Below are 23,298 nucleotides of genomic sequence, written 5' to 3' on the forward strand. Positions count from 1 at the left end.
GACGCCGGTTCGTGGCGGTGCCTGGATGCGAAGGGTGACGCAGGTTCGTTCGCAATGAATATGGCTCTGACAACCCGGCGCCAGCGCGGCGCGACCCTGATCGAGGTGCTCGTCTCGGTCGTGGTCAGCAGCGTCGGCCTGCTCGGCCTCGCCGGGCTGATGGCGACCACGGCGAAGATCAACCAGGGCGCATACCAGCGCACGCAGGTCGGCTTGGCGGTGCAGGCGCTGGTCGAGTCGATGCACGTCAATCCGGCTGCGGTGGCGCAGGGCAGTTACGATGGTGCGCGCGGAAACGCGGCGGCCGGCGTCGACTGCCGCATGCATGCCTGCAACGCGGCGGCGCGTGCGGGCGACGATCTCGCCCGTTTCGATCGCGCGCTCGCGGTGGCGCTGCCCGACGCGAAGGCGCGGTTGAAGTGCGATCCGTCCGCGGGCGCCGTGGTTGCGGATGTCTACGATGGCGTCTGCCGGATCGAGATCGACTGGTCCGAACGTGCGCTGGCGAAGGGCGGCGAGCCGTCGCCGCAGTCGCTGGTGTGGGTGTTCCAGCCGTGAGCGGCGCGCTCGCGCAGCGTCGTGCTGCCGGCGTGTGCGTCGATTCGCGCGTGCATGGCGCGGGTGGTTTTTCGCTGGTCGAACTGATGATCGCGCTGGTGCTCGGCCTGCTCGTGGCCGAGGGCATCTACATCCTGTTTGCCGCGGCGGGCAAGGTCAACACCACGCAGGCCGCGCTCTCGCGACTGCAGGAGAATGGCCGCATCGCGATGAGCCTCATCGCCGACGATTTGCGCTCGGCGGGGCTCCTGGCTTGTGGCTCGAAGGTCAGCCCTCTGGTGTTCACGGACGCGCTGCCCGCCCACATCGCCGGGCAGCCGGCGCAAGCGCGCGCTCCTGCCGACCTTGCCGGCGGCGTGCCGTATCCGCTCGACCGCGGCATTTTCGTCGGCGGCAGCCGCTGCGCGGCGAAATCGTGCAGTCCCGTGGTCGCCGGCGTGCCGGGTGCGGGTCTGGCCGCGGGCGACAAGCTTCCGGGGACCGACGTGCTCAGCGTGCGCTATCTGCGCGGCGACGGCCTGGCTGCGGGCGGCGCGAGCCAGGTCTGCGACACGGATGGACAGATCACCGCGCTCAACCTGCGCCGCACGCCGGGCGACGCCGTGCTCGACGGGCTCAAGTCCGCGCACCTGGCGCTGCTCGCGGGCTGCACGCAGGCGCAGATTTTTCCGGTCAGCCTGCAGGGCGACGCGGTGTTGCCGGTGGTCGGCAGTCTCGGCGCGCCGAAATGTTCCGTGGCGGATGCGCATACGCGGTTGTTCGATCTCGACGCGCAATTGCAGACCTCGACCTGGTACCTGCAGTTGACCGCGGACGACAAGGTGCGCGGGCGCAAGATCGCCGTGCTGATGCGGCGGATCAACGGCGTCGCCAACGAAGTCGTGCAGGGCGTCGAGCGCCTGGATCTGCGTTATTCGCTGACCGACGCTGCCGGCAACGCACACTGGCTGGATGCGGATGCGCTGAGCCGGCATGTGTCCGCCGACGGCAGCCTGCTGCAATGCGGACCGGCCGGCGCCGAGCAGCCGTGTTCGTGGAAGGACGTCGACGCAGTCGAAATTTCGCTGCTCGTGAACACGGTCGAGGACCTGCCCGCCGAGGCCGCGGCCGACGCCTGGGATTACCGCTACTCGATCGACGGCGACAAGGTGCTGCGTCCCGCCGCGGCCATGCCGGTTACCGGCCTGCCGTCGGGGCGGATGCTGCGTCGCGAGTTCCGCACCGTCGTCGCCCTGCGTGGACTCGCCGCATGATCGCGCGCGCGGCCATGCGGGAGTCGATGCGCACGCAGCGCGGTGCGGTGCTGTTCGTATCGACGATCATCCTGCTCGTGCTCTCGCTGCTCGCGGTGGCGATGGCGAAGAGCGCGGTGTTCGAGAATCGCATGGTCGGTGCCGCGCGCAGTGCGCAACTCGCGCAGCTCGCCGCGGACAGCGCGATGAGCGAGGCGCGGGCGAAAATTGCGCGGGTCGCCGCGCAGGCCGGCGCCGAGGCAGTGTGCGCCGCGCTACGCTGCGCGGTACGCGACGCCGGTGCGCCGGTCGATCCGGTCGCGTACATGCGCACGCCGGCAGCGCAGGCGGCGGCGAATCCGTTTCGCATCGACCTGGCCCGGCTCGGATACGCTGACGCGACCGCGCAGCTTGCCGCCACGCCCGTGTATGTGGTGGAGGATTTGGGCAACGCGCCGAAGACCGCCGGTTCCGCGTCATCGCCGCAGCGCCTGTTCCGGATCACCGCCCGGGGCGTCGGCGCCAGCGAGGATTTTTCGCGAGTCGTCGAAAGCGTATATGCCGTGGCCGCGACGGCCGCGGCGCCGGGCTGACCAGGGAGGCAGCATGCGCAAGCACTCCGATTGTTCCGGCTTCAGTCTGATCGAACTTGTCGTTGTGCTCGCCGTTCTGGCAATCATCGCGATGATTGCGTTACCGTCGTACCAGACGGCAGTGCGCAAGGCCCGGCGTGCGGAAGGCAAGGCTTTCCTGCACATGTTGATGATGAGCGAGGAACGGCATCATGCCGGCTTCAACCGCTATACCGCAGACGTGGGGACGAACGGCCTCGCGCTGCCAACCATGTCGCAGCCGGGCGGCTACTACGCGCTGTCCCGCGTGGATCTCGGCGCCAACGCGCAGACGGTTCGCATCGTCGTCAGCCCGCAACACGCCCAGGCCGCGGATTCGTGCGGTGACCTGATCCTGGATTCGACCGGCCTGGCGTCGGCTTCCGGAGGCCCGGCAGAGGAATGTGGTTGAACGCGCGGGCCGGTTGATCCGCTCGGCCGCCAGGCCTTGTGATGTCTGGCGTTCGCGGCTAAAATGCGCGGCTCCGTGCCGGAGTAGCTCAGTTGGTAGAGCGGCGCATTCGTAATGCGTAGGTCGGGGGTTCGATTCCCTTCTCCGGCACCATCGATACATCCAAGGCGGCCTGCGGCCGCCTTTCTTTTTTCATCCCTGTCCGTCTTCTTTTCCGCCGATCACCTCGCGCAGCGCGCGGAACAACTCGCGTGCCGCGTGCGGCGGCTTGTTGCGTTCGCGTTCGCCGCGCGCCTGGCGCGCGAGCGCGCGCAAGCGCTGGCGATCGGCGAGCGGGTGGTGGGCGATGAATTCGTTGAGCGTTTCGTCGTCGCCTTCGAGCAGGCGGTCGCGCCACTGCTCGACGCGATGCAGGGCGGCGGCTTCGCGGCGGATGTTGTCGCGGTCGTGCTCGAGCGTGGCGCGGATCGCCTCGACATCTGCCTCGTCGAGCTTGCGCATCTGCTTGGCGAGAAACTGGGTTTGACGCTTGCGTGCGATCTGCTGCGTCACGGCGCGCGCGCGGCGCACCTCGTCGAGCAGATCGGCGGCGAGCGGGACGTGGGCGAGCTGGGCATCGCTGAGATCGACCAGGGTGTGCGCGAGCTTGAGCACGTCCAGCGCTTCGCGCCGCAGTTGGCTGCGGCTGGGCATGGCCTCGCCCGGTTCGGGCGCTGCGGTATTGAGTTCGTGTTCACCGGTCGGCATATCGCCGATAATAGCCGATCGCACCGAGGAACCGCCGAGTGAACCAGGTCATTTCCGATTCCCCTGCCGCGCTGGTGGACGACAGCGTTGCCCAGCTCGACCGCCTCGCCGATCTGGCCGAGGACGTGATCCGGCGCTGCCGTGCCGCCGGCGCCAGCGAAGTCGAGGTTGGCGCGAGCATCGATTCCGGCCTCAATGTCGGCGTGCGCCTCGGCGAGGTGGAGACGGTCGAGCATTCGCGTGACCGTGGTTTTGGTCTGACCGTGTATTTCGGCAAGCGCAAGGGTTCGGCAAGCACCGCCGATCTTGCCGCCGATTCGATCGCGAAGACGATCGAGCAGGCCTGCGCGATCGCGAAGTACACCGAGGAGGATCCCTGCGCGGGATTGGCCGATCCGGCGCGGCTCGCGCGCGAATTTGCCGACCTCGATCTTTGGCATCCGTGGAGCATCGATGCTGCGGATGCGATCCGTCTGGGTATCGAGATTGAGGATGCCGGGCGCAGCCACGCCGGCATCACGAACTCCGAAGGCGCATCGGTACAGGCCGGCGCGTCGTTGTCGGTGCTGGCGACGTCCGCCGGATTCATAGGCCGCGAGCGTGGCACGCGACACATGTTGTCGTGCGCGATGATCGCCGGCGACGAGACGGGCATGCAGCGCGACTACTGGTACGAATCGGTGCGTGCGGCCGGCGATTTCGGCGATCCGGCCGCGATCGGGCGCAAGGCGGCAGAGCGCACGCTCGCGCGCCTGAACGCGCGCGAGCTGTCGACGCGCGCCTCGCCCGTGCTGTTCGCGCCCGAGGTGGCGCGCGGTCTGATCGGCCATCTGGTTTCGGCAGTGTCGGGCGGCGCGCTCTATCGCAAGGCCAGTTTTCTCCTCGATCACGCGGGGAAAAATATACTTCCGTCCTTCGTCGACATCATCGAGAAGCCGCACCTCACTCGTGGGCAAGCCTCCGGCAACTTCGACGCCGAAGGCGTGGCGACGGCCGAACGCCCCCTGGTCAGCGCGGGTGTGCTCGAAAGATACGTGCTCGGCAGTTACTCCGCGCGCAAGCTCGGCCTCGAATCGACCGGCAACGCCGGCGGCATCCACAACCTCATCGTCACCACCGGCGCTGGCGATTTCGCGGCGATGCTGTCGATGCTCGGCACCGGCCTGCTCGTCACCGAGGTGATGGGGCAGGGTGTGACCATCGTCACCGGCGACTATTCGCGTGGCGCTTCGGGCTTCTGGGTCGAGAATGGCGCGATCGCCTATCCGGTCGAGGGCATCACCATCGCATCGAACCTGCGCGACATGTTCGCCGGCATCGCCGCGATCGGCGCCGACGTCGATCCGCGCTCGCACATCCTGACCGGCTCGATCCTGGTCGAGCGCATGACGATCGCCGGCCAATGAACGCCACGCAAATGTGGTGCGGTCTCATGGATTCAAGCATGACCTCCGGCGCTTGCCGAACGCGCGCGTCCGCAGGAAACTGGCCTCGTCCCCAATCACGCAGGAGATGCGCATGAGCGTTCCGCCGAACGAGGCCCCGTCGGGCAATGGTTCTGCATCGAGCGACGCCGTCACGCCGCCGCCGGCGCCTCCCGGCATGCCGGGCGCGGAAGAAAGGCAGTGGGCGATGTTCGCGCATCTGTCCGCACTGCTCGGCGCCATCGTGACCGGGCACATGTTCGCCTGGGGTTGCTTCATCGGCCCGCTCGTGATCTGGCTGATCAAGAAGGACACGCTGCCGTTCGTCGATGATCAGGCCAAGGAGGCGCTCAATTTCAACATCACGCTCGCGATCATCGGTCTGGCGCTGCTGGTGCTCAGCATCATTACCCTCGGCCTCGGCTTGCTCCTCGCGATTCCGGTAGGCGTCGTCGTCGGCGTGGCCTGGCTCGTGCTGACGATCATCGCCGCGGTCAAGGCGAACGAAGGTGTCGCCTACCGCTATCCGGTCAGCCTGCGCTTGATCAAGTAACCCGCCGCGCCGCGCGCGCGACAACGCGCGCGGCAAATCGATGCGTCAGCGCAGACCGCTACGCGTGGCGTTCGGCGACGAAGCGCGCGAGCGCGGCGAGCGCGGCGAATCCGTCGCCGAGCGGCGCGACCGCATCGAGCGCGCGTCGGGTGAGCGTGTCGAGCTGTCTGCGCGCGCCGTCCATGCCGAGGATGGCGGGATAGGTCGGTTTGTTGTCGGCGGCATCCTTGCCCGCGGTCTTGCCGATGGTCGAGGCATTGCCTTCGACGTCGAGGATGTCGTCGCGGATCTGGAAGGCGAGACCGATCGCGTGGCCATAGCGCTCGAGGGAAGCGAGCGTTTCCGCGTCGCGGCAGCCGGCGGCGAGCGCGCCGAGGCGGACCGAGGCGCGGATCAGCGCCCCGGTTTTGTATACGTGCATGCGCTCCAGTTCGTCCGGCGTCAGCGCCTTGCCGACCGCGGCAAGGTCGAACGCCTGGCCGCCGGCCATGCCGTGCGCGCCGCAGGCGGCGGCGAGCGTGCGCAGCATCTCGACCTGGTTGCGCGGATTGTCCCGCAGGCGCGTGTCGTCGGCGAGCACCTCGAACGCCAGTGCCTGCAGCGCATCGCCGGCGAGGATCGCCATCGCTTCGCCGAACACGACATGGCAGGTGGCGCGGCCGCGGCGCAGGTCGTCATCGTCCATCGCCGGCAGGTCGTCGTGTACCAGCGAATAGGCATGGATGATTTCGACCGCGCAGGCCGAGGAATCGAGCGCCTCGGCGGACGCGCCGAAAGCGGTGCCGGTCGCGTAGACGAGTACGGGGCGCAGGCGCTTGCCGCCGCCGAGCACGGCATAGCGCATTGCGCGGTGCAGTTCCGGCGGCGGCGCATCCTCGGGCGGCAAGGCGCGGGCGAGCGCCGCGTCGGCACGCGCGCCCCATTGCTGCAAGGCCGCGGTGGCGGCACGGGTGGAGTCGGTGGACAAGGTGCGGCGCTTACGGCGTTTGCGGGTCGAAGTCTTCTGCCGTTCCGGGCGCCGCCGGATCGCGCAGCAGCCTGACGCGCAGCTGCGCCTCGTCGAGCGCGCCCTGACAGTTGCGGTACAGCGCGATGCCGCGCTCGAACGACTGCAGCGATTCGTCGAGACTCATCTCGCCGCCCTCCATGCGCGCGACGAGTTTCTCCAGTTCGTCCAGCGAGGCTTCGAATTCGGCGATCTTGTTGGGCTCGGCGGCAGTCTGCGGCATGCCGTGCACGCTAACCCAAGCGCGTTGCGGAATCAATGCACATCGCGGCGCGCTATCGGCGGGCGAGGGGATCGAAGCGGATCCGCATGCGCGGACCCGCCGCGGCAGCGGCGAAACACAGGTTGCCGACCGCGATCAATTCACCGGCGCGGAAGACCAGCGGGATGCGCCCGCGCAGCCACGGCGGCACGCCGGCCTCCTGCAGCAGCAGACGCAGTTCGCGCGTATGCGCCGCCCCTGCGGGCCGGATGCGTTCGCCGCCGCGCCGGTAGCGCACGAGCAGCGGCGGTTCGAGCTTCTGCGGCGGCGACAGTTCAAGCGTGCCGCCGCCAGGCAACCCCAGGGCGGCGCCGCCGTCCCAGGCGGCTTCCCAATCGGCGGGCAGTGCCGGCAGCGGGTGCAGCGCGTAAAGCAGGTCGCGGTAGCGGCGCAACTCGGTGTCGGCGAAGCGCACGCAGGGCAGGCGGTCGTCGCCGGCGCCGTGCAACTGGCGCTCGAGTTCGTCGACATGGAAATGCGCGGGTTCGGCCAGGCGCAATTCGCGCAACCACAGGCGCAATACCGGACCGCGAAGCGCAGCGGGCAACGCCAGCCACCCGCGCCAGACGAGTGTTGCCGGATCCGACCCGTGCAGGCGGATCAGCGCGGTGCGTGCTTCCGCATCGATGAAATCGGCCGCATGGCCCGCCCAGGCCGCGCTGTGCGCGAGCGCGACCTCCGCCGCGGGCCAGCGTGCGCGCAGGCGCGGCAGAATCTCGCAGCGCAGGAAATTGCGGCGCAGCCTCGTGTCGGCGTTGCTCGGGTCGTCGAGCCAGCGCAGGCCGTGTTCGCCGGCATAGGCTCGCAGCGTCGAGCGCGGCAGCCCGAGCAGTGGCCGCCACAGGTATCCCGCGGCAAACGTGCGCAGACCACGCATCGCGGCGAGGCCTTCCGGGCCGGCGCCGCGCAGCAGCTTCAGTAACACGGTTTCCGCCTGATCGTCACGGTGATGGGCGAGCGCGAGGATCTCGCCGGGGCGCAGCAAGCGTTCGAACGCCGCCCTGCGGGCACCGCGCGCGGCGTCCTCGAGCCCGCCGCCGCCGTCGCGATCGACCTCGACGCGGACGATATCAATCGCGATGTCGAGCTCCGCCGCTGCCTCGCGGCAATGCGCCGACCACGCTGCGCTGTCCGCGTGCAGGCCGTGATCGACGTGGATCGCGCGCAGCCCCCGCGCGCGCGCGCGCGGACTGCGCGCGAGCGCATGCAGCAACACGCTAGAATCCGCGCCGCCGCTGTAGCCGACCGCCAGCGCACCGGGCGGCAACGCGGCGATGGCGTTGTCCAGATGGGCGTTGACGGACGCGTGCGGCATGCCGGCATCACGCCAGAGACGGAACCAATTTGCAATGACTCCACGCACTCTCGAAGAATGGCTGGCCTACCAGCAGGGCGTGCACGCGCTCGGCGTCGATCTGGGCCTGGCGCGCGTGCGCGCGGTGTGGGCGCGCATGGGCGCGCCGCCGGTCGCGCCGGTCGTGATCACGGTTGGCGGCACCAACGGCAAGGGCTCGACCGTCGCGTTCCTCGAGGCGATGCTCGCCGCGGCGGGCAAGCGCGTCGGCTGTTACACCTCGCCGCATCTGCTGCGCTACAACGAGCGCGTACGCATCGCCGCTGCCGAGGTGGACGATGCGGTATTGGTCGACGCGTTCGAACGCATCGAGGCGGCGCGCATGGCGCAGCCGGATCAGCCGGTCACGTTGACCTATTTCGAGTTCGGCACGTTGGCCGCATTGTGGATTTTTGCGCAAAGTAAACTCGATGTCGCGGTGCTCGAAGTCGGCCTCGGCGGCAGGCTCGACGCGGTCAACATCGTCGATGCCGATGCGGCGATCGTGACCACGATCGATCTCGACCACCAGGACTGGCTCGGCGACGACCGCGAACAGATCGCGCGCGAGAAGGCCGGCATATTCCGCGGCGGCCGGCCGGCGATCATCGGCGACGCGTCCGCGTCCGTCGCGCTGGAACAAAGCGCGCGTGCCATCGGGGCGACGGTTTTCCGTGCGGGCTGCGACTATCGTTTCGGGTCCGCGAAACCCGGCTGGCGCTGGTCTGCCGGCGAACGCGAAGTCGCGCTGCCCGATCCGGTACTCGCGGCGCCGGTGCAGCGGGCGAATGCGGCGGCGGCGATCGCCGCGTTGCATGCGCTGCGCGCGCGCGTCGAAATCGGCGACGCTGCCTTGACGGCGGGCGTGCGTGCCGCGCGCGTGGCTGCGCGCCTGCAGCGCTTCGCCAAGGTCGGCGTGGCCGAGCTCGTGATCGACGTCGCACACAACCCGCAGGCGGCGCAGGTGCTGGCAAGCTGGCTCGAGCAGACGTCGACGCAGGGCCGCACGCTGGCTGTGTTCGGCGCGCTTGCCGACAAGGACATCGCCGGCATCGTCACGCCGCTTGCCGCGCACATCGGGCGCTGGTTCGTCGGCGGGCTCGATGCGGAATCTCCGCGCGGTCTCGCCGCGGCCGATCTCGTCGCGCGCATGGCGAAGGCCGCATTGGCGCCGCGTTGCGAGGTCCGCGTCGATGTCGACCAGGCGCTCGATGCCGCCTTCGCCGCGGCGGGCGCGCGTGACCGCGTCATCGCTTTCGGCTCGTTCCATGTCGCGGCGCCCGCGTTGGCGTGGGCGACGCGACATGGGTTCGCCGCCGCAACCTGAGGTGAACGGTGCGGCCGGGTAGGCGCGGCTTGCGCGCAGGGCGCGGCTATAATCGGACAATGTCTGATCTTGTTTTTAGAAGCCCGGCCCGGATGGCCGGTCTGGTTTCGGTCGGGAAGATCGATGGAGACAACGTATGGATTCTGCCCTGAAACAACGTCTGCTCGGCGCGGCCGTGCTGATCGCGCTGGCGATCGTCTTCGTGCCGATGTTCTTTTCCGGCACGCCGCCGAAGCTCGCGACCACGACCACGCAGAGTCTCAGCATCCCGCCGGCGCCCGAGCGCAATTTCGAAACACGCAATCTGAGTGTGGAGCCGCCCAAGCCGGAGGCAACGTCGGCTCCGGCGCCTGGCGTGCCGCAGGCCGCAACGGCCGCGCCCGCGTCCGGCGACAAGCTCGCCACGGTCGATACCGGCGCGCCGGCAAGCTTCGAGGCGCCGGACAGCGCGCCCCGCTCCACGCCTGCGGCGAAGCCGGCGGTCGCGACCGCGCCGGTGACGCCGCCGGCGACTGCGGCCCCGGCTTCGACTTCCATGTCGGCGCCGCCGCCCGCGCCGGCGGTGCCGATGGCCGGGCGCTTCCTCGTCAACCTCGGCGTCTATGCCGATGCGGGCCATGCCGGCGCGCTCGTCGACAAGATGAAGAAGCTCGGCTATCCGGCGTTCGCCGAGGCGACGGAATATCAGGGCAAGCCCGCGCAGCGCGTGCGCGTCGGCCCCTATGCCGAACGCGCATCGGCCGAGAACGTGCGCCTGAAGATCAAGCAGGCCGACGCGAAGCTGCCGAGTGGCATCGTGCAGACCGCGGATCCGGACAGGCCGTCCGACAAACCGGCGGACAAGGCCGTGGCGGGCGAGGCGAAACCCGCGGCGGCGAAGCTGGTCGCGGCGGAACCGGCATCGCCTGCGCCGAACCTGCCGGCGAATCGTGCCGGTGCCTACGTGGTCCAGGCCGGCGCGTTCAAGGCCGAGGACGAGGCGAACAAGCTGCGCGACCGGCTGCGCAACGGTGGCGTCGCTGCCTACGTCGAGAAGTCCAGCGACGGCGAGACGACATTCTGGAAGGTGCGCGCCGGTCCGTATGCCGACCGCGGCGGCGCCGACGCCGCCGTGGCGGCGTTGAAGCAGAAGTTCCAGGTGACGGCGATCGTCAAGACGCAACCGTGAAAGTTCCGGCTCCGCGATGAATTGGGCCGATTACGTCATCGTCGCCGCACTGGCTCTGTCCGTGCTGATGGGGCTGTGGCGCGGTTTCATCGGCGAGGTGCTTGCGCTCGCCGTGTGGGTCGTCGCGCTGTGGGTCGCCTGGACGCTGGGCCCGCAGGTCGCGGGGGCATTGAGCGCGGTCAGCCTGCCGTCGGCGCGCATCGTGCTCGGTTATGCGCTGTGTTTCGTCGCCGTGCTGATCGCGGGCGCGATCGTCGGTTTTTTCCTGCGCAAGCTGATCGCGGGCAGTGGTTTGAGCGGCACCGATCGCCTGCTCGGTGCGGTGTTCGGCCTCGCGCGCGGCCTCGCACTGGTGACGCTGGTGGTGCTGCTGCTCGGCTTCACCCCGTTCCCGCGCGATCCGTGGTGGCACCAGTCGCGTCTGCTGCCGAGCTTCCAGCAGGCCGCGCAATGGGCCTCCGCGCACATGCCGGCCGAGGCGACGAAGTATCTCGACCTGCGCGGATTGCTGCCGCAGGCGCTGCCTTCGCCATCGCCGAATCAGGAGCAAAAGAAAATTTGACATCGATCAGGGCGGATAAAACGCGGATAAGAGGCGATAGATCGAAATCGACGAGAAAGATAGGTGCGCAAGCGGGTAGAATTGCGCTGCGACGAACGTCGTTTTGTTCGGTTGTTCTGTCTGATCCGCTCTTGTCCGTGTTGTTCCGCGCAAATCCGTGTCAAACCCTTTTGATCTTTCGCCTTCACGCCAGTAAAACCTTATGTGCGGAATCATCGGTATCGTCGGCAAATCCGAAGTCGCTTCGGCGCTCTATGACGGCTTGACCGTGCTCCAGCACCGCGGCCAGGACGCGGCCGGCATCGCCACGATCGAGCGCGACAAGCTGCGCCTGCACAAGGGCGCGGGCCTGGTCAACGACGTGTTCGGCCGCGACAGCATGCTCAAGTTGCGCGGCAACATCGGCATCGGCCACTGCCGCTATCCGACCGCGGGCTCGGAAGCCGCTGCCGAGGCGCAGCCGTTTTACGTCAACTCGCCGTACGGCATCGCGCTCGGTCACAACGGCAATCTGATCAACACGGACGAATTGCGCCGGCAGATGTACGAGGAGGACCGCCGCCACATCAACACCGAATCCGATTCGGAAGTGCTGCTCAACATCTTCGCCCACGAGTTGCAGATCCAGGAACGGCATGCGCTGACTCCCGACCATATCTTCAAGGCGGTCGCCGGCGTGCACGCGCGCGTGCGCGGAGGCTACGCAGTGGTCGCGCTCGTGCTCGGCTACGGCGTGGTCGCGTTCCGCGATCCGCACGGCATCCGCCCGCTCGTGCTCGGCGAGCGCGAGACGGCGGAAGGGCGCGAATACATGGTGGCAAGCGAGTCGGTCGCGATGGACATCCTCGGTTTCCGCCTCGTGCGCGACGTCGCGCCGGGCGAGGCCGTGCTGCTGACCGCCGACGGCAAGTTGTTCAGCCGGCAGTGCGCGGAAGGCGCGCTGCATGCGCCGTGCATTTTCGAGTACGTCTACCTCGCGCGTCCGGATTCGATGATCGAGGACGTGTCGGTGTACAAGGCGCGCCTGCGCATGGGCGAACGCCTCGCGGAGAAGATCAAGCGCCTGCGGCCCGATCACCACGTCGATGCGGTGATCCCGATTCCCGACACCTCGCGCACGGCGGCCAGTTCGCTCGCCCAGGCGCTCGGCGTGCCGATGCGCGAGGGCTTCGTCAAGAATCGCTACATCGGCCGTACCTTCATCATGCCGGGGCAGAGCGAGCGCGTGAAATCGGTGCGGCGCAAGCTCAATCCGGTGCAACTGGAATTCCGCAAGAAAAACGTGCTGCTCGTCGACGACTCGATCGTGCGCGGCACGACCTCGAAGCAGATCGTGCAGATGGCACGCGACGCGGGCGCGCGCCAGGTCTATTTCGCCTCGGCCGCGCCGCCGGTACGCTTCGCCAACATCTACGGCATCGACATGCCGGCCGCCGCCGAACTGGTCGCACACGGTCGCACCGAGGAAGAGGTGCAGCAGTTCATCGGCGCGGACTGGCTGGTCTACCAGGACCTGGAGGACCTGATCGCCGCGGTCGCCGACGGCAACGAGGATCTGCGGCATTTCGACACTTCGTGTTTCTCCGGCGAATACGTCACCGGGGTCGACGGCACCTACCTGCGTGAACTCGAGTTCGCGCGCGCGGACGAAAACAAGGCACAGCGGCGCCACGTGTCGTAGAATCGTCGTACAGGGAAAACTGGTTCGCGCGCGGACGCGAAGAAACGGGACGAATCCCCGCCTTTTCGTCTTCGCACTTGCGCGTGAACCAACTGTTCGGGTGGATGTGCCGATATGGACGTTTTTTCGCTGGCGCAAGCCTGCATCGCCGCAACGAGTGTCGAAGACAAGCTTGCGCGCAGCGCCGAGGCCGCGGCGCGGATTGCCGGTGGCGACGTCGCGATCGAATCGCGGGACAAACCCGATCCGATTGCGCAACCGGGCCGACCGCCGCGGCCACGCCTCGTCCATCCGCGTGAATTGCCGCGACGCGGGCTGGGCAGCGCCGAGGGCCGCGCCGCACTCGTGCACGCGGTCGCGCACATCGAGTTCAACGCGATCGACCTGGCCTGGGACGCGGTCTATCGCTTTCGCGACATGCCACACGAGTACTACCGCGACTGGGCGCGGGTGGCCGCTGACGAAACACGCCATTTTCAGATGCTGTCGGCGCGGCTGGCCGAATTGGGTCATGCCTACGGCGATTTCGATGCGCACAACGGCCTTTGGGAAATGGCGGTAAAGACGTCCAATTCCTGCCTCGAGCGCATGGCGCTCGTGCCGCGCGTGCTCGAGGCGCGCGGGCTCGACGTGACGCCGGGCATGATCGTGCGTTTGCGCGAGGTCGGCGACACACGAACCATCGCAATCCTCGATGTCATCCTGCGCGAGGAGATCGCTCACGTCGCTGCGGGTTCGCGCTGGTTCGCCTGGTGTTGCACGCGTTCCGGGGGCGACGCGCAGGCAATGTTCGAGCACCTGGTCGCGCAATATGCGCGCTCCGCGTTGAAGCCGCCATTCAATGAAATGGCACGTCGCGCCGCGGGCTTCAGCGAACATGAAATTAACCGCCTGATGACACAATTCGCAGCATGATCCGACGCCTCGTCCTGCTTCCGATCCTGTTCGTGATCTGGTTGGCCTTGTTTGCGTGGGCGGCAGATGTGCCCTGGAGTGCGCCGTGGACGGCCGCCGCGCGTCTGTCGGTATCGCCGCGTGAATTCCACGTCCAGTTCGGAGAGGCCTCGACTGAACCGCAGGGGCTGCTCGTGCGAGCTTTCGACAGCAATGGCATGGGGCTGCAGACGGAAAGCCTGGCGCGCGTCCGCGCCGAGCAATATCCGATATTGCGTTACCGTATCGTCGGCTTTCCCCACACCCTCGAGCTTGCTCTCGTATTCCGCCGCAGCGACAGCCCGCAAGATGTACAAACCATTTCGTTGCCCACGCCGGGCAAAGGCGAGATCGCAGTCGATCTCTCCAGGTTCGCGGAGTGGCGTGGTGAAATCACCGAGTTGGGCTTTGCGCAGTACGCGGGAGGGCAGTTGGTACCGCCCAGCGTGGCTGCGGTATTCAAACCATTTCGCATAGAGCAGGTGCAGCTGCAGTCATCGTCGTGGAGCGACGTACTGCCACGTCTTCGCAGCGACTGGTTTGGCTACCGGCCGTGGGCGCTGTACTCGATCAGCGCCCTCGGTCCGCAGATTGCGACGTCCTCGCCGTCGTGGATGCAGCCGGTCCTCGTGCTCGGCGTCGGGTTGTCGCTCGCGGTGTCGTGGATCGCGTTGCGCTGGCCACGGCGACGTCTCGCCCGGGTGGCCATCGTCGCCGCCGCGATCGTCTGGCTGCTTCTCGATCTGCGCTGGCTCGACGATCTGCTTGCAAAGCATGCGGTGACCGAGGAAGTCTACGCGGGCAGGCCGTGGGCCGAGAGGGTTGCCCTGCAGCCGGACGAGGCGACTCTCGCGGCGACGCGGCAAATCGCCGGAATCGCAGCCGAAATGCATGCCGGACGCGTGCTGGTGCATGCCGACTCGCCGTATACGATGCTGCGCATGATCTACTTCCTGCTGCCGCTGAATGTGGCTCCGTTGCAGTTGGCGCTGAGTGAGGCACCGGCAACGCCGCTGCCACGGGACGCGCTGATTGCGGTGTTCGACAGCGAGTGGAAGTACGACGAGAATTCCCGGCGGCTCGGCAACGACACGACTGGAATTTCCGTCGAGCCGTTGTATGCGAGCAAGGGGCTGCGCATATTCCGGGTCGACGGGAGGGCGCCTTGAATTGGGTCTATCCAGGCGCATGGCTCCTGCCGTTGTCGGCAGGTGTTGCGGTGTATCTCGCATTCAATCCGCAGCGGGTCGCCGGCTGGAAAATCGGCGCAACCGGTTATGGATTCTTTCTCGGCATGTTGCTGACGGGGATGGCTACTTCCGTCGTGGCGCGCACGGAGACGACGCAGGCCTGGAAGTACGCCGGCGGATGCCTGCTCTTGGTGCTGATTTTCGCCGCGCCGGTTGCCTGGCGTCGCAGAATGGCGGCGGCTCCGCTACCTTCCGCCTCGATCGCGCGTTGGATGCATGTACCTCTGGGCATACTGATTGCTTCGCTCGTGTTCCGGGGCTGGATCGTTGCTCGCGAAATCTGGTTGCGTCCGCTGTATCCATGGGACGCCTGGTCGGCCTGGGCGGTGAAGCCCAAAGTCTGGTTCCTGCTCGGTCACTATGTGCCGTTCGTCTCGCCTGGCGACTGGCTGCGCGCGTGGCACGAGAATGTGCATACGGAAGTTGCGTGGCACTACCCGAATGCGTTGGCGTGGATCGAAGTCTGGTTCGCCAGTGCCGCGGACGGATGGGTAGAGCCACTGATCAACCTGCCGTGGCTGGGATTGTGGGTCGCGCTGTTGCTGGGCCACTATGGGCAGTGGCGTGCGCTTGGCCTCGACCGGACGCGCGCGTTGCTCTGCATCTATGCGCTCGGATCGCTGCCGTTGCTGACGGTGCATGCTGCTTTGGCGGGTTACGCCGATCTCTGGGTCGCCGCGGCTTTCGGTTTTTCCGTGCTGTCATGGGTGCGATGGTTGCGCTGGCGGGACAGAGGCCAACTATGCACCGCGCTGATCTGCGCGGTGGTGCTGCCTTGGCTGAAGATGGAAGGCTGGATTTGGGCTACGTGCCTGCTCGGCGCGATCGGTTTCGGCACGTTGCCGCGGCGTTGGCAAAGCTGGCTCGGGACGAGCGCGGCGGTGTTGTTCGTGGCGCTGTTTCCCTTGGGCGGTCTGCGCTTTTTGTGTCTGCACGCGGGCGTGCAGACTGCGGACGGCAGTGCCGCCATACCCGCGATCGGGCCGCTGGCGCTGCTCCTCAAGCTGCAGTGGCGGTCAGGCGCTTTGACGAGCACGGTCGAAACCCTGTTCGCGCAGCCGAACTGGAATCTGCTCTGGTGGCTGGCCCCGGCCGTGCTGGCGTGGCGCTGGCGCGAACTGGTTGCGCACGATTGGCTGCGCCTGCCGGCGCTGCTGCTGGGCGTCTGTTCGGCATCGCTGCTGGTCCTGTTCTTCTTCACCGACGCCTCGGTCTGGGCGCAGAGCTATACCGCGATCAACCGTCTCGTTCTTCAACTCGCGCCGGCGTGGGTGACGCTGCTGGCGCTGCTGCTGCGCGATGCATGCTGGCCGGGACCAACAAACGATACAGTCCGAGCATCTGCTCCGCGCTTCGATCCAGGGTGAACTCCGCCTGCCAGCGCGCATAGCCGGCGTCTCCGAATCGCCGGCGCATGCCGGCGTCGTCGGCGAACCTGCGTATCGCGCTCGCCAATGCGGCGACGTTGCCTGGAGCAATCAACGTGCCGGTGACCCCGTCCGCCACGACATGGCCGACGCCGGAGCCGGCGATCTTCGTCGCGATCACCGGCAGGCGCGCGCGCATTGCCTCGAGCAGGACGACGCCGAACGCCTCGGTGCGCTCGACCGAAGGCAAACAGAACAGCTGCGCGCGCGAGTATGCGTCGGCGAGCCCGGTGTCGTCGATACTGCCGGCAAAGCACACACGATCCTCGATGCGCAGCTCGCGCGCAAGCGCGCGCAGGCTGGCGTCGCATTCGCCGCTGCCGATCAGCAGCAGACTCGTTTCCGGTGCCAGCGCGATGGCGCGCAAGAGCACATCGAAGCCCTTGTAGTAACTCAGCCTGCCGACCGCGAGCACGCGCAATCCGTCGCCCGGCCAGTGGACTGCGGAAGAGGAAACGCCGGTTGACGCGCTCTCCACTTTTTCGAGCGGGCCGACGCCTAGTGGCACGACATGGGTCCTGGCAAGCCAGGGCGAAAGCGCGGCACTGGAATCGAGATACGGCCTCGAGGTTGCGGCGATGACCCCTGCGTGACGCAGCACGGCCTGCTCGAACGGACGATAGAGCGCGTATGCCGCGCGCACCGCCGGGCGACGGATGTCGAGCGGCACGTCGGCATGCCAATGCACGAGCCAGGGCAGGCGTCGTGCCGCAGGCACGAGCAGTGGCCAGAACGCCGAGGTGTTCGGCACATGCAGATGCAGCAGGTCGGGCGAGAATTCGTGCAACAGGCGCGCTAGCAGGAACGGGAACGAGGGGCTGACCGGCGCATACAGCAGCTGCCCATGACAGGCGGCGAGGTGCACCTGGACGCCGGCGTTGTTGAATCGCCGCGTCATGCCTTGTCCGGGCGAGGCATGCGCCAATATCGCGACTTCGACCCCGCGCGCGGCCTGGGCGGCGCACAGGTCGGCGCTGTAGCGTTCGATGCCGCCCATGTGCGGTGGGTAGAACTTGCCGATATGGAGTACGCGCACGATCGGGATCTACGCCATCGCGTCGCGTCAATTTTCGCCGCCGGACTTCGGCAGCGCGATGACCTGGGCGCTCTTGCGCGTGGAAGGCGCCTCGGCCGCACTCGCGGAATCCTGCACGGCCAGTTTGGCGCGCGTATCGCTCAGTTCCTGGTCGAGAATGGCCAGGCGCTGGGTCAGGCGGCGCAAGGTGCGTTCCTGCCGCGAGCGGTCGACGTCCATCAACAGCATGCGGATCAGGATCAGGCCCATGCCGAGGATGATCGCAAGTATCGGTGGATAGGCAATGCCGACTATTTCGCCGAGCCAGTCGACGACATGCGGGAACATGCCGATGCCCAGGGTCGCAGCGGCGACGACGAGCCACCACAGCGCGTAGCTGCCGTGGAGGTGGTCGCGGCGCACGAGATAGAGGATCGCGCCGGCGAGCGCGATGCCGAGCAAGGCGGAGACGAGGACGACGGTCATGCCGCGGTCTCGGAACGCACCGCGATGCGCTGGCGGATGCGCCCGCGCACGTCCAGGCGCGCGAAGCAGAGCACGGTCGTGTGCAGCATGTAGCGCGCGACGACAGACCACGAGGCGAACACGCGCGACATGCCCGCCTTGCGCGGCGACATCGGCGTTTCCAGCTCGCGCAAAAGGAATCCCTTCTGGTAGAGCAGCATCAACACTCCCATGTCCTGATAGTCGAGCAGGCTTGCCTCGCGCGAGGCGAGCGTGCGTGCCGCACGCCGACTGTAGGCGCGCAGTCCCGAGGTGAAGTCCTGGACCGGCAAACCGGTCAACATGCGGAAGTACCACCAGGCAATGCGTTTGGCAGTCGACAGACGCTGTGCGTACGTACCGATGACGACATCGGCGTTGCCGGCCTCGAGCGCAGCAAGCAGCGTCGGCAACGACTCGGCATGATGCTGGCCGTCGGCGTCGAATGTGACAACTGCATCGTAGCGATTGCGCTGGGCGTAACGCATGCCGGTCTGCGTCGCGCCCCAGGCGCCGAGGTTCAGCGGCAGATCGATCACCGCCGCCCCGGCGCGGCGCGCCTGCGCGGCGGTATCGTCGGAACTCGCGTCATTGACCACGACGACATCGCAAACCGCATTCGCAATCACGTCGCGCACGACCTCGGCGACGGTAGCCGCTTCGTTGTAGGCTGGGATCACGACAAGCACGGGCCGGCGGGACTTGTTCAAGGCGCGGGTCCTTATTGCTTGAAAATCAAGGCATTATCCGGGGGCATGCGCCGGACTGTCAACAGCGTGGGCTTGTTGCCCGCGAACGCCGCCATACCTGCACCGCGCGGGTTGGCATGGCTTGTCAGCGATACCGGAGTGCGTCCGGCGCGGCTTGCGCCAGGGCGTCCAGCGCCGCCGCGTCGGCGTCGAGCAGCCGGAAGCCGGTGAAGTCGAAGCCAGGTGCGACGCTGCAACCGACCAGCGCGTAGTCACCGAGCGGGCGTGCGGCCTGCCAGATGCCGGCCGGCACACCGACCAGCGGGTGCTGTCGGTCGTCGCTGCGGCCGAGGCGGTGGAGGTCGAGTTTTCCGGTCGCCGCATCGAACAGCATCAATTCGAGCGCATCGCCCTCATGGTGCTGCCAGACTTCGTCGGCATCGATACGATGCCAGCGGCTGACCTCGCCGGCGCAGAGCAGATAGTGGATCGCGGTCGTCGCCGACCGCATCGTGCCGTTGTGCAAGAGTTGCGAAGTGGAAGTGTATGCACGGCGATAGCGGCCGCCTTCCGGGTGGGGCGCGAGGCGCAGCGTGTCGATCAATTCGGTGGCGCGCGAGTGCATTGCCGTCGCCGCGTCACGCGTCCTGTTCGGACGCGGCTTGCTCCGCGGCCTGCGCGAACACGGCGAGCGGCTGCGCGCCGCTGACATAATACTTCCTCCCGAAAACCAGCGCGGGAACGCCCTGGAAACCGTACTGTGCGGCCTGCGCCAGGTCGGCGGCGACGGATCGCTCACTCGCCTGGTCGTGGCCGGAAATCGCGGTGGTGCCGTCGAAACCGTTCTTTGCGGCGATCGCGGCAAGTACGTTCGGATCGGAAATGTCCTCGCCTTGCAGCCAGTAGGCGCGAAACAGCGCATCGTGCAGTTGTACGCCTTTGCCGGCTTCCAGCGACGCGGCGAACAGGCGGTGCGCGGCGCGCGTATCAATGTCGAGCGGGCCGCGCTTGATGTCGAGGCCGAATTCCTCGCGCATTTGCGCGGCGAGCCGGGGTGTATGTTCGCCGATCCACTCACGCTTGGCCGCGTCCATCGGCGGTGCGCCGGCCGGGCGCAACTGGAATGCATGCCAGTGCAGGGCCAGCGCACGTTGCGCGGCGAGCTGCTCCAGGCGCAGCGCGCCGATGAAGCAGAACGGGCAAACGAAGTCCGACCAGATGTCGACGCGCAGCGGAACGGCGGACATGATCACGATCCCGACGCTACAACCAGATGATCAGCGCGAGCACGGCAACGCCGATCGACCACTTGATCGCGTAGTACAGGCGCTTGTTGCTTTCCTTGAGCGCCTTGCCCTTGAGGCGCACCGCGTAGAAGTACTTGAACACGCGGTTGAGCCCGCCGGTGGCGTCACCCGCCTCGTTCGGCGAACTCGCCGCGCGCACGAGGTGGCGGCCGAACCAGTCGTTGACCGACTGCGCCCAGCGATACCTCATCGGACGTTCGACGTCGCAGAACAGGATGATGCGGTCGGTCTGCGTCTCGTTCTTGGCGTGATGGATGTAGGTCTCGTCGAAGACCACATCCTCGCCGTCGCGCCAGCTGTAGCGCTGGCCGTCGACGTCGATCCAGCAGCCGTCGTCGTTCGGCGTGACCAGGCCGAGGTGATAGCGCAGCGAGCCCGCGTACGGGTCGCGGTGCTTCATCAGGCGCGCGCCGGACGGCAACTCGGCGAACATCGCCGCCTTGACCTGCGGCAGTTGCTTGAGCAACTGCGTGGTCAGCGGGCACAGCTTCAGCGCCGAGGGATGCGCGTCGTCGTACCACTTCAAGTAGAAGCGCTTCCAGCCGAAGCGGAAAAACGAGTTGAAGCCGACGTCGTTGTACTGGTTCGACGCTTTGATCTCGTGCGCTGCGCGCAGCGCGAGCGCCTCGTCGCGGATTTCCCGCCAGTGCGCGCGCAGCTTGTCCACGCCCGCCAGTTCGGATGGCGGCAGGTACGGGTTCGCGCGTACGCGCGAAAACGCGTACATGAACAGGTTCAGTGGCGCGAAGATCGTCGAATGATCGCCGAGCTGGCGGAACGGGTTGTAGCGCACGCGGCCGCGGAAATGCACGTAGATCGCGGGCACGATGAACAGGGCGAGCAGGAACCACTTCATGCAGACGGGGGCGGTAAATCGAATCAGGCGCCAGACAATGCGGTCTGCGCGGGCGAATTGCAACCATGCGGCGACGACAGTGCGCGGCTCAGCAGCAGCCGCGCGTGCCGCCGTTCTTGTAGCGCGCCTCCTGACGCTGGTGGAAGAATTCCTCGTAGCTCGGGATCGCGCGCTCGGGGTGGTTGCGGCGCAGGTGCCGCACGTAGGTGTCGTAATCGGGCACGCCGATCGCGAGGCGCGCCGTCTGCACGGCGCGGCGCCAGAATTGTTGCAAAACCTCGTTCCCGTTCATTCGAGCAGTGTGATCATGGATGGCCGCCTTTTATCTTCGCAATCAGGATTGAGCGCACCAATGAATTCAGCGCGACAGCGAGGCGAGGGCGATGTAGGGCTCCTCGTTCACGGTCGGCTGCGCGGCGGCGTTTGCCTTGAGGATCGCGCGCGCGCCGAACGCGACGGTGGCGACGACGAGCGCCATGAACAGTCCGGTCAACACCGCATCGATGGTGTTGTTGGTGACGATCTGCTGCATTTCGGCCGCGGTTTTCGCCGGCGCAATCAGTTTGCCGTCCGCGATGCCCTGCGAATACTTGGCCGCAGCGGCGGGGAAGCTGATCTTCGCGTCGAACAGCTTGACCCAACCCGCGCTCAGCGTGCAGATCACCAGCCATGCGGCCGGCAGGCCGGGCACCCAGGCGTAGCGCGATAGTTTCTTCTTCACCACGACGACCAGGCACAGGGTCAGCGCGATCGCCGCGAGCATCTGGTTGGCGATGCCGAACAGCGGCCACAGCGTGTTGATGCCGCCGAGCGGATCGGTCGCACCCGCGTAGAGGAAATAACCCCAGATCGCGACGCAGAAGATCGTGGTGACGATGTTCGCGCCCCAGGATTCGGTCCTCTTCAGCGCCGGCACGGCGAGGCCGACGAGTTCCTGGATCATGAAACGGCCGACGCGCGTGCCGGCATCGACGGTGGTCAGGATGAACAGCGCCTCGAACAGGATCGCGTAGTGGTACCAGAACGCCATCATGCCTTCGCTGGGCATGATTCCGTGCAGCAGTTGCGCCATGCCGACCGCGAGCGTCGGCGCGCCGCCGGCGCGCGAGAGGATGGTCGATTCGCCGATGTCCTTCGCCGTCTGCGTGAGCTGCTCGGGGGTGACGATGAAGCCCCACTGGCTGATCGCCGACGCTGCGCTCGCGACATCGCTGCCTATCAATGCACTGGGCGAGTTCATCGCGAAGTAGACGCCGGGATGCAGTGCGCTCGCGGCGATGATCGCCATGATCGCGACCGCGGCTTCGGTCAGCATGCCGCCGTAGCCGACCATGCGCGCCTCGGCTTCGTTCGACAGCAGCTTCGGCGTCGTGCCCGAGGAGATGATCGAGTGCCAGCCCGAGACCGCGCCGCAGGCGATCGTGATGAACAGGAACGGAAACAGGTTGCCCTGGAACACCGGACCGGTGCCGTCGATGAATTTCGTCACCGCCGGCATCTGCAGGTACGGAGCCGAGAGCAAGATCGCGATCGCCAGCAGCGCGATCGTGCCGACCTTGAGGAAGGTGGAGAGGTAGTCGCGCGGCGCGAGCAGCAGCCACACCGGCAGCACCGAGGCGAAGAAGCCGTAGCCGATCACGAGCCAGGCGAGTTGTTTTGCGCTGAAGGTGAAGCAGGGCGCCCACGCCGGGTCGGCCGCGACCACGCCGCCGAGCCAGATCGAGACGAGCAGCAGCACGAGGCCGATGATCGACACTTCCAGCACGCGGCCGGGGCGCAGGAAGCGCAGATAGATGCCCATGAAGATCGCGATCGGAATCGTGCAGGCCACGGTGAACGTGCCCCACGGGCTGATCGCGAGCGCCTTGACCACGACCAGCGCGAGTACGGCGAGCACGATCATCATCAGCACGAGCACGCCGATCATGCAGGTCACGCCGGCGGCGTTGCCGAGTTCGGCGCGCAGCATGTGGCCGAGCGAACGTGCGTCGCGGCGCACCGACAGCCCGAGGACCATGAAGTCCTGCACCGCGCCGGCGAGGACGACGCCGGCGAGAATCCACAGCGTGCCCGGCAGATAGCCCATCTGCGCGGCGAGCACCGGGCCGACCAGCGGGCCGGCGCCGGCGATCGCGGCGAAGTGGTGACCGTAGACGATCCACTTGTCGGTCGGCACGTAGTCGAGGCCGTCGTTGCGCAGGCGCGCGGGCGTGGCGCGCGTGGGATCCAGACCGAGCACCTTGTCGGCGATGAACTTCGAATAGAAGCGGTAGGCGATGGCGAACACCGCGAGCGCGGCGGCGACCAGCCAGATGGCGTTGACCGACTCGCCGCGGCTCAACGCGACGACGCCCAGACACATTGCACCGGCAACCGCGACTGCGCCCCAGACCAGCTTGCCGACAATGCCGTTCATAGCCCCTCTCGCCGATAATTCATGT

General features: G+C 67.3%; 24 protein-coding genes and 1 tRNA gene. 13 read left to right on the forward strand and 12 right to left on the reverse strand.

Translation table 11 applies throughout. The features are described from left to right. Nucleotides 1-54: 54 nt before the first annotated feature. The 5 genes from pilV to AC16HO_RS04865 all read left to right on the forward strand — a co-directional run bounded on the left by pilV (nt 55) and on the right by AC16HO_RS04865 (nt 2,966). Nucleotides 55-558, forward strand: coding sequence for a type IV pilus modification protein PilV (gene pilV / locus AC16HO_RS04845; RefSeq protein ID WP_395641857.1), 504 nt, complete (start codon nt 55-57; stop codon nt 556-558). Continuing rightward, entirely contained in the window at nt 555-1,811 is a 1,257-nt protein-coding gene (locus AC16HO_RS04850) for a PilW family protein (RefSeq protein ID WP_395641858.1), read from the forward strand. The genes pilV and AC16HO_RS04850 overlap by 4 nt, the downstream gene beginning before the upstream one ends. Continuing rightward, nucleotides 1,808-2,383: a pilus assembly PilX family protein gene (locus tag AC16HO_RS04855; RefSeq protein WP_395641859.1), complete on the forward strand. Its 576-nt coding sequence runs from the start codon at nt 1,808-1,810 to the stop codon at nt 2,381-2,383. Before AC16HO_RS04850 ends, AC16HO_RS04855 begins: the two co-directional genes overlap by 4 nt. A 13-nt stretch (nt 2,384-2,396) precedes the next feature. Further along, a complete protein-coding gene (locus tag AC16HO_RS04860) occupies nt 2,397-2,813 on the forward strand; it encodes a type IV pilin protein (RefSeq protein WP_395641860.1) in 417 nt (138 codons plus the stop codon). A 77-nt stretch (nt 2,814-2,890) separates the two neighbouring features. Beyond that, a tRNA-Thr gene (locus AC16HO_RS04865) sits at nt 2,891-2,966 on the forward strand. A gap of 39 nt (nt 2,967-3,005) precedes the next feature. On the opposite strand, the gene yjgA is transcribed toward AC16HO_RS04865, so the two are convergent. Continuing rightward, nucleotides 3,006-3,506 (reverse strand): ribosome biogenesis factor YjgA, encoded by a 501-nt coding sequence (gene yjgA, locus AC16HO_RS04870; RefSeq protein ID WP_484335308.1) that lies wholly within the window; start codon nt 3,504-3,506, stop codon nt 3,006-3,008. Between the two features lie 92 nt (nt 3,507-3,598). Between yjgA and pmbA the strand changes: the two genes are divergently transcribed. Together pmbA and AC16HO_RS04880 are read left to right on the forward strand one after the other, a co-directional pair. After that, nucleotides 3,599-4,966 carry a metalloprotease PmbA gene (pmbA, locus tag AC16HO_RS04875; RefSeq protein WP_395641862.1) on the forward strand — a complete coding sequence of 456 codons (1,368 nt, stop codon included), beginning with the start codon at nt 3,599-3,601 and terminating at the stop codon, nt 4,964-4,966. 112 nt (nt 4,967-5,078) lie between these two features. Further along, nucleotides 5,079-5,537, forward strand: coding sequence for a DUF4870 domain-containing protein (locus tag AC16HO_RS04880; protein WP_395641863.1), 459 nt, complete (start codon nt 5,079-5,081; stop codon nt 5,535-5,537). Nucleotides 5,538-5,595: 58 nt separating this feature from the next. Here AC16HO_RS04880 and ispA read toward each other — a convergent pair whose 3' ends face one another. From ispA to tilS, 3 genes are read right to left on the reverse strand one after another with little or no spacing between them, the layout of a single operon-like run. Further along, nucleotides 5,596-6,504 carry a (2E,6E)-farnesyl diphosphate synthase gene (ispA, locus tag AC16HO_RS04885; protein WP_395641864.1) on the reverse strand — a complete coding sequence of 303 codons (909 nt, stop codon included), beginning with the start codon at nt 6,502-6,504 and terminating at the stop codon, nt 5,596-5,598. Between the two features lie 10 nt (nt 6,505-6,514). Further along, entirely contained in the window at nt 6,515-6,766 is a 252-nt protein-coding gene (locus AC16HO_RS04890; protein ID WP_395641865.1) for an exodeoxyribonuclease VII small subunit, read from the reverse strand. Between the two features lie 52 nt (nt 6,767-6,818). Next, nucleotides 6,819-8,120: a tRNA lysidine(34) synthetase TilS gene (gene tilS / locus AC16HO_RS04895; protein WP_395641866.1), complete on the reverse strand. Its 1,302-nt coding sequence runs from the start codon at nt 8,118-8,120 to the stop codon at nt 6,819-6,821. A gap of 34 nt (nt 8,121-8,154) precedes the next feature. On the opposite strand from tilS, the gene folC reads away from it, so the two are divergent. The 6 genes from folC to AC16HO_RS04925 all read left to right on the forward strand — a co-directional run bounded on the left by folC (nt 8,155) and on the right by AC16HO_RS04925 (nt 14,978). Then, the gene (folC, locus tag AC16HO_RS04900) at nt 8,155-9,465 is read left to right on the forward strand and encodes a bifunctional tetrahydrofolate synthase/dihydrofolate synthase (protein ID WP_395641867.1); all 1,311 of its coding nucleotides are present in this window, start codon (nt 8,155-8,157) and stop codon (nt 9,463-9,465) included. A gap of 136 nt (nt 9,466-9,601) precedes the next feature. Further along, nucleotides 9,602-10,633, forward strand: coding sequence for an SPOR domain-containing protein (locus AC16HO_RS04905; RefSeq protein WP_395641868.1), 1,032 nt, complete (start codon nt 9,602-9,604; stop codon nt 10,631-10,633). A gap of 16 nt (nt 10,634-10,649) precedes the next feature. Continuing rightward, nucleotides 10,650-11,195, forward strand: coding sequence for a CvpA family protein (locus tag AC16HO_RS04910; RefSeq protein WP_395641869.1), 546 nt, complete (start codon nt 10,650-10,652; stop codon nt 11,193-11,195). 202 nt (nt 11,196-11,397) lie between these two features. Beyond that, nucleotides 11,398-12,876, forward strand: a complete 1,479-nt coding sequence (gene purF / locus AC16HO_RS04915) for an amidophosphoribosyltransferase (RefSeq protein ID WP_395641870.1) — start codon at nt 11,398-11,400, stop codon at nt 12,874-12,876. A gap of 114 nt (nt 12,877-12,990) precedes the next feature. Then, entirely contained in the window at nt 12,991-13,791 is an 801-nt protein-coding gene (locus AC16HO_RS04920) for a ferritin-like domain-containing protein (RefSeq protein WP_395641871.1), read from the forward strand. 32 nt (nt 13,792-13,823) lie between these two features. Then, nucleotides 13,824-14,978, forward strand: a complete 1,155-nt coding sequence (locus AC16HO_RS04925; RefSeq protein WP_484335309.1) for a hypothetical protein — start codon at nt 13,824-13,826, stop codon at nt 14,976-14,978. Between the two features lie 1,317 nt (nt 14,979-16,295). Here AC16HO_RS04925 and AC16HO_RS04930 read toward each other — a convergent pair. From AC16HO_RS04930 to AC16HO_RS04965, 8 genes are all read right to left on the reverse strand, one after another. Continuing rightward, nucleotides 16,296-17,522, reverse strand: a complete 1,227-nt coding sequence (locus AC16HO_RS04930; RefSeq protein ID WP_395641873.1) for a glycosyltransferase — start codon at nt 17,520-17,522, stop codon at nt 16,296-16,298. Between the two features lie 27 nt (nt 17,523-17,549). Next, nucleotides 17,550-17,987 (reverse strand): DUF2304 domain-containing protein, encoded by a 438-nt coding sequence (locus AC16HO_RS04935; protein ID WP_395641874.1) that lies wholly within the window; start codon nt 17,985-17,987, stop codon nt 17,550-17,552. Then, nucleotides 17,984-18,715: a glycosyltransferase family 2 protein gene (locus tag AC16HO_RS04940; protein WP_395641875.1), complete on the reverse strand. Its 732-nt coding sequence runs from the start codon at nt 18,713-18,715 to the stop codon at nt 17,984-17,986. Before AC16HO_RS04940 ends, AC16HO_RS04935 begins: the two co-directional genes overlap by 4 nt. A gap of 124 nt (nt 18,716-18,839) precedes the next feature. Beyond that, nucleotides 18,840-19,319 carry a cupin domain-containing protein gene (locus AC16HO_RS04945; RefSeq protein ID WP_395641876.1) on the reverse strand — a complete coding sequence of 160 codons (480 nt, stop codon included), beginning with the start codon at nt 19,317-19,319 and terminating at the stop codon, nt 18,840-18,842. A gap of 13 nt (nt 19,320-19,332) precedes the next feature. Continuing rightward, on the reverse strand, nt 19,333-19,941 hold the full coding sequence (locus tag AC16HO_RS04950) for a DsbA family oxidoreductase (RefSeq protein ID WP_395641877.1): 609 nt from the start codon (nt 19,939-19,941) through the stop codon (nt 19,333-19,335). Between the two features lie 16 nt (nt 19,942-19,957). After that, nucleotides 19,958-20,857, reverse strand: coding sequence for a lipid A hydroxylase LpxO (gene lpxO, locus AC16HO_RS04955; RefSeq protein WP_395641878.1), 900 nt, complete (start codon nt 20,855-20,857; stop codon nt 19,958-19,960). An 88-nt stretch (nt 20,858-20,945) separates the two neighbouring features. Then, a complete protein-coding gene (locus AC16HO_RS04960) occupies nt 20,946-21,149 on the reverse strand; it encodes a YbdD/YjiX family protein (RefSeq protein WP_395641879.1) in 204 nt (67 codons plus the stop codon). 66 nt (nt 21,150-21,215) lie between these two features. Continuing rightward, complete coding sequence (locus AC16HO_RS04965; RefSeq protein ID WP_395641880.1) at nt 21,216-23,273, reverse strand: carbon starvation CstA family protein; 2,058 nt, start codon at nt 23,271-23,273, stop codon at nt 21,216-21,218. Nucleotides 23,274-23,298 lie beyond the last annotated feature (25 nt).

Source organism: Rudaea sp., assembly GCF_057139185.1.